General features: G+C 58.2%; 10 protein-coding genes. 7 read left to right on the top strand and 3 right to left on the bottom strand.

Annotated features, from left to right (window positions below; genetic code table 11):
• The first annotated feature begins 19 nt into the window (after nt 1-19).
• From ACH2ED_RS16335 to ACH2ED_RS16315, 5 genes are all read left to right on the top strand, one after another.
• Nucleotides 20-361: a hypothetical protein gene (locus ACH2ED_RS16335; RefSeq protein ID WP_395093373.1), complete on the top strand. Its 342-nt coding sequence runs from the start codon at nt 20-22 to the stop codon at nt 359-361.
• A 37-nt stretch (nt 362-398) separates the two neighbouring features.
• Nucleotides 399-1,826, top strand: a complete 1,428-nt coding sequence (locus ACH2ED_RS16330) for a DUF1501 domain-containing protein (protein WP_395093370.1) — start codon at nt 399-401, stop codon at nt 1,824-1,826.
• A gap of 62 nt (nt 1,827-1,888) precedes the next feature.
• On the top strand, nt 1,889-3,241 hold the full coding sequence (locus ACH2ED_RS16325; RefSeq protein ID WP_395093367.1) for a hypothetical protein: 1,353 nt from the start codon (nt 1,889-1,891) through the stop codon (nt 3,239-3,241).
• Nucleotides 3,242-3,310: 69 nt separating this feature from the next.
• The gene (locus ACH2ED_RS16320; RefSeq protein ID WP_395093364.1) at nt 3,311-3,973 is read left to right on the top strand and encodes a hypothetical protein; all 663 of its coding nucleotides are present in this window, start codon (nt 3,311-3,313) and stop codon (nt 3,971-3,973) included.
• 52 nt (nt 3,974-4,025) lie between these two features.
• Nucleotides 4,026-6,065, top strand: coding sequence for a S9 family peptidase (locus ACH2ED_RS16315; RefSeq protein WP_395093361.1), 2,040 nt, complete (start codon nt 4,026-4,028; stop codon nt 6,063-6,065).
• On the opposite strand, the gene ACH2ED_RS16310 is transcribed toward ACH2ED_RS16315, so the two are convergent.
• Genes ACH2ED_RS16310 through ACH2ED_RS16300 form a run of 3 tightly spaced genes read right to left on the bottom strand, consistent with a single transcriptional unit; the run spans nt 6,062 to nt 8,763 of the window.
• Complete coding sequence (locus tag ACH2ED_RS16310; protein WP_395093358.1) at nt 6,062-7,441, bottom strand: Sapep family Mn(2+)-dependent dipeptidase; 1,380 nt, start codon at nt 7,439-7,441, stop codon at nt 6,062-6,064. The two genes, ACH2ED_RS16315 and ACH2ED_RS16310, sit on opposite strands and share 4 nt — an antisense overlap.
• On the bottom strand, nt 7,438-7,983 hold the full coding sequence (locus ACH2ED_RS16305) for a hypothetical protein (protein ID WP_395093355.1): 546 nt from the start codon (nt 7,981-7,983) through the stop codon (nt 7,438-7,440). The genes ACH2ED_RS16310 and ACH2ED_RS16305 overlap by 4 nt, the downstream gene beginning before the upstream one ends.
• A 3-nt stretch (nt 7,984-7,986) precedes the next feature.
• The gene (locus ACH2ED_RS16300; RefSeq protein WP_395093352.1) at nt 7,987-8,763 is read right to left on the bottom strand and encodes a class II aldolase/adducin family protein; all 777 of its coding nucleotides are present in this window, start codon (nt 8,761-8,763) and stop codon (nt 7,987-7,989) included.
• Nucleotides 8,764-8,882: 119 nt separating this feature from the next.
• Between ACH2ED_RS16300 and ACH2ED_RS16295 the strand changes: the two genes are divergently transcribed.
• Together ACH2ED_RS16295 and pepF are read left to right on the top strand one after the other, a co-directional pair.
• A complete protein-coding gene (locus ACH2ED_RS16295; protein WP_395093349.1) occupies nt 8,883-9,839 on the top strand; it encodes a hypothetical protein in 957 nt (318 codons plus the stop codon).
• A 20-nt stretch (nt 9,840-9,859) separates the two neighbouring features.
• Nucleotides 9,860-11,668 (top strand): oligoendopeptidase F, encoded by a 1,809-nt coding sequence (gene pepF / locus ACH2ED_RS16290; protein WP_395093346.1) that lies wholly within the window; start codon nt 9,860-9,862, stop codon nt 11,666-11,668.
• Nucleotides 11,669-11,686: the final 18 nt, after the last annotated feature.

The raw sequence follows: 11,686 nt of genomic DNA, 5'->3' as shown, positions 1-11,686 counted from the left end.
GGTTGATAACACCATGAGTATGCAAGAACAACAACCCAAAGAGGTCGTACAGCCCTTCGGTATCACGCTGATCGCAGCACTAACGGCGATCATCCCTCTGGTCGTGCTGCTGCGAGGAGAGGCCCGGAGTCTTAGTGTTCTGGCTGCAATCTTTGGGGTGACGGCGGGTGTCGGGCTTTTCTTCCAGAAGGCGTGGGGACGCTGGCTGACGCTCTTTTGGTACGCCGCCGCTGTGGTTCTCTTACTGGTTCAAGGCGCATCTCTGCTTTTCTCTGTTCTCTCCTGCATCTTGCCCGTTTGCATCCTTGGCTATCTCTTTCTTCCTGGGGTTGTTGCCTGTTTTACGACGAAGAAAAACTAAGTTGCAATCCAGCGGCTAGTTGCGCCATACTAGGAGCATGCAACGACGATTGGAAGAGCTGTTTATGTCCCGGCGCGCGCTGCTGGGCCGCATGGGCGCGGGGTTTGCGGGCCTCGGGCTGGCGGGTGTGCTTGGCGCAGAGGCGCAGGCGGCAGACGGTGACAATCCGATGTTGCCCAAGAAACCCCATTTCCCCGCCAAAGCAAAGCGTGTGATCTTCCTGTTTATGAATGGCGGCCCGAGCCAGGTAGACACCTGGGATCCCAAGCCCAAGCTCACGGAGTACCACGGCAAGGCGCTGCCCATCAATAACTACGGCACAGAGCGCAAGACCGGCGCGGGACTTGGCTCGCCTTTCAAGTTTCAAAAATACGGTCAGAGCGGCATTGAGGTCAGTGAGCTTTTCAGCAAGACAGCGGCGTTTGTGGACGAGATGTGTGTCATCAACTCCATGCACGCCGATGTGCCCAACCACGAACCGTCGCTACTTCTCATGAACTGTGGCGATGCCCGCCAGATTCGCCCGTCGTTTGGCTCGTGGACATGCTACGGTCTGGGAACCATGAACCAGAACTTGCCCGGCTATATCGCCATGTGTCCGGGGGGCTTTCCGATCCAGGAGACGCAGAACTGGCAGGCGGGGTTTCTGCCCGGCGTGCTCGCGGGAACCTACATAGATCCCAGTAAGCGCGAGGTGGAGCAGCTTGTCGAGCACATTCGTAGCCACTATGCCTCGGGTGCACAGCAGCGTGAGCAGCTTGATCTGATTCAGTCGCTCAATAAAAAACACCAAGCCGCTCGTGCCAAAGATGCGCAGCTAGAGTCTCGTATCCAGAGCCTGGAGCTCGCCTATCGGATGCAGAGCGAGGCCACCGATGCATTTGATATCAATCTGGAGTCGGAGAGCACCCGTGAGCGCTACGGTGATGGTAACTTCGCCCGTGGTTGCCTGATGGCGCGGCGGCTCGCGGAGCGCGGTGTGCGCTTCATTCAGCTCTACACCGGCGCAGGCCAGCCGTGGGATCTTCACGATGACTTAGCCGATGGCATGCGGCGGCTCTGCGGCGAGGCCGATAAGGCGATCTCCGCGCTTCTCACGGATCTGAAGCAGAGCGGAATGCTCGACGAAACTCTTGTGATCTGGGGCGGCGAGTTTGGACGCACGCCTGTGGTCGAGCTGCCCACACCGGGTGCCAACGCGGGCAAGATGAACGGCCGCGACCATAACCACTGGGGCTTCACGTACTGGATGGCGGGCGGGGGAGTGAAAAAAGGGACGGTCTACGGAGCCACGGATGAGTTTGGCTTCAAGGCGGAGAAAGACCCTGTTCATATCCACGATTTTCATGCCACGGTGCTGCACCTCCTGGGCTTCGACCACACGAAACTCACCTACCGATTCGCGGGCCGCGACTTCCGCCTCACCGATGTACAGGGCAATGTCATCAAGGAACTGATCGGGTAAAAATAATTGTCACAACTCTGCGCATACTTTCGTCTCTAATACCATAAGAGGAGAATATCTCAATGAAAGCATTTCTTGCGACGGTACTTTTGATGGCGGCTCCAGCGGCATTTGCCCAGACTTACTCAGCTGTACCACCGCTGGCGCAGTCCCGAACCGATGTCTTTGACTGGCGGGAGACCCCCCGTGGCCAGCAGATTGAGGTCGTCCGTGCGGTCTTTGACTCTAGTGGCTACTTGCTCACGGATGCCAATGGTCAGCTAATCTCCGTGCCGTTTTCAGGCAATCTCTACGCCATGCAGTTTGGCAAGACCAATGGCGCGATGTACTTTGTCAACGACGGTGACGGAGTGCCGACGCTCTATCTTCCAGACAATGGCTATCTCGAGAATGCTGCGGTCTCTGGAGCGCGCTGGTTTCCGTTTCCTCAGCGCTACTTCTACACCCGTCCCGTCTATCTTGGCCCGGCCCCGAGCTGGAATGACTACTGCGCCATGGGCTGGTACCCGGGAATGGTGGTTCACGGCGGCTACTGGGGGAACTCGCCCTGGCGTTCTGGGATTGTCTACTCTCCGATGTCCTGCCTGACCATTTCCTGGGGGACTCGGCTCTGGAACTCCTGGGATGATTACTGCGTCTTTGGGCAGGGCTACACCAGTGTGCGCCCTATCATCCTCCGAGACACACGCCCTCTCTACATTGACCAGCGTGATCGTTTTGACCGCTCCCGTGGCAATGGCAACGATAAAAGCTGGGATCGTGATCGGCCCACCTACCGCGAACCCTCCCGACCTGGTTTCCAGGCCCCTGCTCGGCATAGCGAAGAGCGTGCTCAGGGTCAAGGGCAAGGGGGCGCGGATCGCTTCAACTACGGCACCCGAAGTGGAGACCTGAGTCGCTCCGAGGGAGGGAGTCGTGAGCGTGAGTTCCGTGGAACCCAGCCTGTGACACCACGTTCCGGCAATAGCACGAACTCCTCAACTATGGGGGGATCCCTCGGCTCAAGTGGTAACCGCGATCGAGAGTTTACTCGCCCGACAAATCTGCCTACTGTTCCGAACATGACCCCGGTACGCCCGAGTGGGGGATACTCTGCTCCCAGCGGCAGTTCTCGCGAGCGTGAGAGTGGTCGGTCCAGTACCGCACCAGGTTACACTGCTCCTAACATGACCCCTGTCCGGCCAGGAAACACCTCGACGGGAAACCCACCGTTCTCCCGCGAGTCGCGAGAGACACGAGACGGGCGTGGATCCGGTCTGGGCCAGAGTTCTCCGCCAAGTGTTGGTCGGCCCTATGACGCCCGCCCCACAGGCCGCACGGTCGAGGCTCCGCGCGAATCACGTGAGTCGCGTGGCTCCTCCTCCGGGTCGTCGCGTGAGAGTGGCTCCTCCAGCCGTGAGCGCGGTAAGAAGTAGTCAAAAGAGATAGGCCACCGTCGTGCTCGACGGTGGCCTATTTTGTTTTGAGGCGGGTACAATCGTTCCGTGACTGACGAATCTCCCGACGAAGAATCTCTTGGACTTGAGCCTGAGTTCTCTTTTCCTCTGCCTCTGCTCGCTGATCTGCCGCTACCGCTCTACACGATTTGCTACGACTACGGCGCCCCGTTTTCGTATGGCCCCATCGGGCAGGAGCTTGTCTGGACTTTCCCCTCACATGCGCTCGCCGAAGCGGCGATCCCCGATGCGCTGGAACAGGAGCCTGACTCGGGGGAGCTGCACGCCGCGGAAGTAAGCCGCGAGGAGCTGGCCGACCGATTTCCCGCCGCGCTGTTCTTCGACGCGGAAGAGAATGTCTGGCTGCACCCGCTACAGGATCCGCCCGCCGACGACACACCGCTCCCCGATGAACCCTACGCACTCTTTGTGGAAGGCGGAGGCATTGACCGTTATTTAGAAGAACCCCGCGAAGGAAGCTGGGCCGTGCACCGCGATGAAGAAGAGGAACTGGACTACGTGCTTTTCTTTGAGGATCTCGACACGGCGGAGCAGATTCTGACGGACTTCATTGAGGCTACCGAGCAGCACGCCGAGGTGCGCCGCACCCGCGCCGACACGCTCGCCGACGGCCAAGGGGTGCGCTACTACCACGCCAGCGGCCACATCGAAGATCTCCCCCGCCATGAGTACCTCCGCCGCTGCCGCTGATTCGCCCGAATCTGTAAACGCGACGCCACGCGCAGCGGGTACAATAGCTACCATGCAGAACCCGATGCCCCCGGTGGCAATGATTGTCCCGACAACTCATACGATCCATGGTGATACCCGCACCGACAACTACCGCTGGCTGCAAGATAAGACCAGTGCCGAGGTGATTGCGTATCTCGATGCCGAGAACGCCTACACCAAAACCGTGATGGAACCGACCGAGGCACTTCAGAAAACTCTCTACTGCGAGATGCTCGGGCGCATTCAGGAGACCGATCTCTCGGTGCCGTATACATACGGCGACTGGCTCTACTATGTCCGTACCGAAGAAGGCAAGCAGTACCCGATCTACTGTCGCAAGAAAAGCACGGATGCGACGGAAGAGATTACCCTCGATGTGAACGCGCTGGCCGAGGGTGAGAAGTTTATGTCCGTGGGGGCGTATGCGATCTCCGATGACGGGAATCTGCTGGCCTACACGACCGATAACACAGGTTTTCGCGAGTACACGCTCCGCATCAAGAACTTACAAACCGGTGAGCTTTTGCCCGATGTGATCGAGAAAGTGGACGGCGTGAGCTGGGCGGCGGACAATAAAACGCTGTTCTACACCACGGAAGACGAGACTAAGCGGCCTCACGAGATTTATCGGTACACCCTTGGCTCGGTTGGAGTGTTGGTCTACGAAGAGCCCGATGCGCTCTACCGGGCATTTGCCTATCGGTCACGCGATAAACAGTTTCTGTTTGTGGGCTCCGTATCGTCGACCACGACCGAGTTCTATTATCTCGAAAGAGATAACCCGGCGGGCGAGCTAACGGTGATCTTGCCCCGCGAAGAGAACCACGAGTACTATGTTGAGCACCGCGACGGGTTGTTCTACCTGCGCACCAACAAAGATGCACCGACATTTAAGCTCATCGCGACGCCGGTGAGTGCGCCCGAGTCGCTGCACTGGAGCGAGGTTCTGCCCTATCGCCCCACGGTCGGGCTGGAAGACTTCGATCTCTTTTCGGGGCATCTCGTGACCACGGAGCAGGCCGACGGCCTACCGCGGCTACGCGTCTTGGAGTTCTCCACGGGCGACGAGCACACGATCACTTTCCCGGAGCTTACCTACACCGTCTCCGGCGACACGAACCGCGAGTACGATACGGCGACATTCCGTTTTCGCTACTCCTCACTGGTGACCCCGCCATCGGTTTTTGACTACTATCTGCGTACCCGCGAGCGTACACTACTGAAAGAAACCCCAGTGCTGGGCGGCTGGGATCGCTCTTTGTATGTCACCGAGCGTGTCTTTGCCACGGCGGCTGACGGTACGAAGATTCCTATCTCGCTCGTTCGTCACAAAGACACCCCTTGCAATGGGACTGCCTCCGGGGTGCTCTACGGCTACGGTTCGTATGGGATTAGTATGCCCGCTGTGTTTCGCTCCAGTATCTTCTCGCTATTAGACCGTGGGATGGTCTATGCCATTGCGCACCTGCGTGGCGGCGGCGAGTACGGCAAACCCTGGCACGATGCGGCCAAGCTCATGGTGAAGATAAACACGTTCACGGACTTTATCTCCTGTGCCGACTTTCTCGTGGAGCAGGGCCATGTGGATCGCGAAAAACTTGCCATCACGGGCGGGAGCGCGGGCGGCTTGCTGATGGGGGCGGTCGTTAATATGCGTCCTGATATAGCGAGTGTCTGCCTGAGTTATGTCCCGTTTGTGGATGTGATCAACACGATGCTCGACGATACCCTACCCCTGACGGTTGGGGAGTACCTTGAGTGGGGCAACCCGAACGACCCTACGGCGTACGCCTACATGATGTCCTATAGCCCCTACGATCAGCTCGAAGCCAAGCCCTACCCGACCATGCTGATTAAGACGAGCCTTAACGACTCCCAGGTGATGTACTGGGAGCCCGCTAAGTACGTCGCTAAGCTGCGAACCCTTAAGACCGATAGCAACCCGTTTCTGCTGCACTGCAACATGGATGCGGGGCATGGTGGTGCCAGCGGCCGCTACGATGCCCTCCACGAAGCCGCCTTCGACTATGCGTTTTTGCTCACGCAGCTTGGGACTCCCTCCGTCCGCTAAACAATAGCGAGCTGGTAGAGCGCGTCGGCGTAGACCTTAGCACAAAACAGTAGACGCTCGATTGAGAACTTCTCGTCGGGGCGGTGCGCCACATCGGGATCGCCTTTCATACCCGCCCCAAAGGCGACTCCGTTAGGCGCGACCGTCGTGGCGTAGGTGCGCCCCCCCATGGTGTATGGCTTTGTCCTATCTCCGGTATGTCCACGATAGACCTTAAGAAGGGTCTTGACCGGCTCCGCATCCTGAGGGACGTAGAGTGGCGGCGTGTGGTGCAACTCCGCGATTGTCCAGCCGGTGTCGGTGAGTGATGCTTGGGCGCGTGCTAGTACCGAGTCGTCCCAGGTGGCAGGGTAGCGCACATTGAAGGTCATCGAGAGCGTGCCATCGAGCACGCTCACAATCCCGACATTGCAGGTCAGCGGCCCTGTGATCTCGTCTTTACCCGCAATCCCGATGCCGGAGCCGTCGGTGGCGCAGCGCTCCACAAGCTCGGAGAGCCACGGCTCAGGAAAGAGATCGAACAGCGCCTCGGCGAGCTTCTTGGCCGCATTGATGCCCTTTTGCGGCGACGCTCCGTGGCTTGCCTTGCCCTTTGCCCAGATTCGGAGCGCCTTATCGCCTTCGTCCGTTACTTTGAACGTGCGCTTGCGCTTGAGGGTCTTGGCAATATAGCCCAGCCGGTCAGCGGAGCCGATCAGCACCACTTCAGCCTCGTCGGGCACCATATTGGGGCGCAGGCCAGAACTAAAGACAGCCACCAGGGAGTCCCCGATGGGCCGGGTCGCCGTGAGCGTGAAACTGCCCTTCTCGGCGTAGCAGACAGGGAAACCCGCATCGGGAGTGAAGGCGAGATCGGGCCTGGCCTGCTTGGCAACATCGAAGTAGTGGCGCATACACTCCCAGCCCGATTCCTCATCACAGCCAAAAATCAACCGGACTTTTCGGGTGAGCGGCAAGCCAGAATCTAAAACCGCCTTGGCCCCAAACAGCGCCGCAAATGTCGGGCCTTTGTCGTCCGATGCGCCCCGTGCATAGACCCAGTCGCCGTCAATTTCTGCGCCCCAGGGCTCACGGGTCCAGCCAGAGCCCAGCGGAACCACGTCTAGGTGCCCGAGCATGGCGACGATCTCCGGGGCATCTTCTGGCCCGAACTCGGCATGGCCTGCATAGCCCCCGAAGTTCTCCGTCCGCATTCCCAGCGACGTACACAGCGCCAGGGTATGCTCCAGAGCATCGGCACAGGGTTTTCCAAACGGAGCACCTGGCCCGATACTCTCGGGGTCATTGACACTAGGAATACGCAGCACGGCTTGCGTCTCCGCAATAATCTGATCTTTGTGGGCATCTACCCACCCACTAAAAAGCGAGAGCGTCATTTTCCTGTCATCTCTTTTTTAAATTTTTCGACATCCAAAATAAAATCATGGAGACAGGGTACAAAATCATCGTCCTCAATAGAACCAATCTTGATGATTTCTTTTTTAATGCGATGAATGGTCCAGCGTTTTCCATTGGGAATCCGATCAAGGAAGTTATTCATATTGATCCCTTTACTTCCCGAGATTTTCCCTGTATGGACAAGATGTACTTTTCCCGTGACTAAGTCTTTGGCAAACGCTCCGCCAATCGCCCAGGATCCTCCCTCCTTGAAGAGATTTGTCTCGATGGTGATCGAGTGGGTTTGTCCGACAAGGGCTTCGCCGGTTCCGAAAGTACAGAAAATTTTGTCTGGATTTACCGCACTATCGAGCCTACTCCAGAAATTGAGCTGAGGGTGCCAGTAGGCGGTGACGGTTTCATTGCCCCCTTGGTAGCCGATCGTGATGTCACGTGCGACGCCTTGTTGGATGATTGTCGAGGACATTTTCTCAAATGCATTCGCGATGTCTTCTGCTTCTGTTAGTTTTACTAAGCGCATAATTTACCTTTTGTTTTCCAGCATCTTCTGACGGAAGTGCTCGTCGGGCCGCGTGTGGATACGCGCGACATTTTCTGGGGTCAGGAAGCGTGGCCCCCCCAGAGCGTACACGCCGATCAGGGCGCGGGCAACTTTCACGGACATCGCGGTGATCCGCTCCACCTCATCGGCGTCTTTCCCGAGGGCGAAGAGCCCGTGATTTCGGAGCAAGAGCACTTTGGGAGGTGCGCCCCACTGTGCCTTGTAGGCCGCGATTGCCTCGCGACAGGCTTTGGCGAGTGGGGGGCCGGGGTCAACATACGGCACGAAGCACACTGCAGGGCCGCACACCACGACTTCATCGGGGAAGATACGTCCCGCGATTGCTTCCTCCGCTTTCTCGGAGCAAAGAATCGAGAGCCACGGTGTGGGGTGGCAGTGTCCGACCACATTTGCTCCGCCATCGGTGAGGCAGACTGCATGGAGAGCCGCCTCCACACTCGGGTGCAATGGGTCGTCTGGATTGACGCGTGCGCCGCGCAGGAGGTCCTTGATCTCACTGTCGGTCAGTGTCGCCTGGTCGAGAATCGCCAGAGAGCGGGCCGTGTCCATCAAGACGAACTGATCCTGTCGCATTGTCCCCATCATGCAGCCCGATGCTTTCAGCCAGAAGGTCTTTCGGTCGCTGACGGCAGCGGAGACATTTCCTTCAGCCAGGATCGAGAAGTCATGGGTTGGGGAGCCCAGCCAGTGGGCAAGACGGTGGAGGCGTTCTAAAACGGTTGTTGTGTTGTTATCCATACTTCTCTATTGTACGCCATGTAATGTTGTACAATAGCCCCCAATAGGTTTCGCAAGTAATAAATGAAGACGGTCAATGAAGGACGGCTCCTAAATGGAGTAGGAGGAGGACGGATGCGATGGAAGTAATTGCCTGGGGGACACGGGGATCGCTTCCTGTGGCAAACTCCGAAATGGTGCAGACGGGAGGGAATACGACCTGCTATGAGGTGCGTTCCGCGTGTCTGCCACCGGGTGTCCACATGGTGGTTGATGGGGGCACGGGGTTTCTTCCCTTTGCCACTGAAGCGCTGCGCTTGCAGATGACAGAGCTGCATTTGTTCCACACGCACTACCACCACGATCACACCCAGGGAGTTTTGATTGCCCCTCCGATCTTCATGCAGCATCTGGGGATGCATATCTATGGGACGAAAGATCGCAGCTTTGGCCCCAAGCAGGTCTACGAGCGGATTCTGGAGCCACCTTTTCACCCGGTCTCGTTTGGCGCAATCTCACAGCACATCTGCTTTCATGCTATCGAGGTTCCTCCTACCCGGGTGATTCTTATTCATCCCATTGGAGGGCAGCATATCCTGGAGAAAGAGCGCTTCCTCCATTTGCAGACAGGAAAGAAGCCGATTCCTTTTGGGCACGGACACGCCTACCCACTCGGTGAGTGCTTAGTCATTTTGATGCACTGGACGGAGCATCCCGAGCGCACCATCACGTACCGATTTGAAGAGAGACCCACGGGCCGTGTCTTTGTCTTGCTCACCGATGAGGAAGTGCGTGCGGGAATCCCCACAAGTCTTATCGAGTTTCTGACGGGAGCAAGCCTGCTGATTCAAGATGTTCAGTACTCCCAGGAAGAGTATGAAAGTGGCGGGAAGGCCGGTTTTGGCCATGGAACCCCTGAGTACGCGGTGCGCCTTGCCCGCGCCACAGGGATTGAGCGTATCGGCTTCACCCACCACGACCCTCACTCTGCGGATGGCCGCGTTAGCGCCCTCGTGACAGAAGGCCAGGCGCTGCTGAAGACAGGGGAGACCCTAGAACTCTTTGCCTGCAAGGACTACGACCGCTACGAGATCTAAATTCTCAGGTACACTTGGCCATGAGCCATTCACTACCTACCCGCGCCGAAGTTGCGCGTGAGAGTACCTGGGATTTAGAAAGCATCTTTGCGACACCCGAGAGCTGGGAAGCCGCACTCGCCGCCGCCGATGCCGCGATTCCCTCCATTGCTGCGTTTGCTGGAGGTCTGAGCGACCCAGAAACTCTCTCTGATTATTTTGCTGCCGCTGAAAAACTTCAAGTGCAGGTCAGCCATATTGGGGTCTATGCCCACCTCGGATTCGCGACCGATACCTCCAACACCGATGCCGCCGCACGCACCGACCGCGCAATGGGGCTTGCAACACGCTTTGGAGCCGCAACTGCCTTTGCCGAGCCAGAGCTGCTTGCCCTTGGAGTCGAAACATTGACCCCATGGGCACAGAGAACCGAGGCACACCCAAGGCTTGCAGCCTACGCGCACTACTTTGAGCGCCTGAGCCGCCGGGCACCCTACATTCGCTCGGGTGAGGTCGAGCAAGTTCTTACCATGGCGGGCGATGCGTTTCGGAGTGCGGCGCGTGTGCATGGGATTCTCTGTGATGCGGATCTGACCTTTGCGCCTGCCGAAGGCGGACATGAGATCGGGCAGAGCACCATTGGAAGCCTGCTGACAGACGCTGACCGAGCCGTGCGGGAGTCCGCATGGAAGGGCTATGCGGATGCGCATCTGGCGCACAAAAATAGCCTGGCGCAGTGCCTCGCCACGGGAGTCAAGCAAAATGTTTTTACCGCACGCGTCCGAGGCTATGAGTCCGCGCTGCATGCATCGCTCACCCCGAATTTTATCCCCTTGAGTGTTTTTGATAACCTGATCGCGACCTTCCAGAAGCACCTTCCGACATGGCATCGCTACTGGGGCTTGCGTAAGCGCGTGCTGGGGCTGGAAAAACTCGCACCCTGGGACATCAAAGCGCCGCTGACTCAGGGCAAGACCGAAGTGCCCTATGCGCAGTCTGTTCAGTGGATCGCGGAGGGGATGGCACCGCTGGGCGAGGAGTATGTCGCCGCGATGGTAAGAGGCGCAACCCAGGAGCGCTGGGTGGACTGGGCGGTGAACAGAGGCAAGCGCATGGGAGCATTCTCGTCCGGAACCGTCGGGACGCATCCCTACATCATGATGAGCTACAACGATGATGTCTTCTCACTCTCCACACTTGCGCATGAGCTGGGGCACTCGATGCACAGCTACTACAGCCGCAAGTCGCAGCCGACACACTACGCGGGCTACGGGCTCTTTGTCGCCGAGGTCGCGAGCAACTTCAATCAGGCGCTCACCCGGGCCTATCTCTTAGAGAAATTTGCGGATAACAAAGAGCTTTTGATTGGTGTCATTGAGGAGGCGATGAGTAATTTTCACCGGTATTTTCTGGTCATGCCCACCCTGGCGCGCTTTGAGCGGGAGATTCATGAGAGGGTCTGGAACGGGCAGGCACTGACGGCGAAGTCTCTCACCGAGCGCATGGCCGAGCTCTTCGCTGAGGCATTTGGCCCCGATGTCGCGCTCGAAGGCGAGGACTGGCAGCGCGTGGGGAGCACCTGGATGCAGTTTTCTACCCACCTGTACTCAAATTTCTACGTGTACCAGTACGCCACGGGAATCTCCGGTGCCCACGCACTCGCCGAGCGCGTGCTGCGCGAAGGCCCGCCCGCCGCCGAAGCCTATCTTGGGTTCTTAAAAGCGGGCGGCTCGCTCTACCCACTCGATGCACTAAAAAACGCGGGCGTGGATCTGTCCTCCCCCGATCCCGTCGAGGCCGCTTTCGCCACAATGGCTAGCTACGTTGATCGTCTTGAGGGGCTGGTTTGATCACTCTTAGGAATCTCG

It is taken from the genome of Armatimonas sp. (genome assembly GCF_043757465.1).
Lineage (GTDB): Bacteria > Armatimonadota > Armatimonadia > Armatimonadales > Armatimonadaceae > Armatimonas.
The sequence above is the reverse complement of the archived record's forward strand: the minus strand, read 5'-3'. Positions and strand labels throughout refer to the sequence as shown.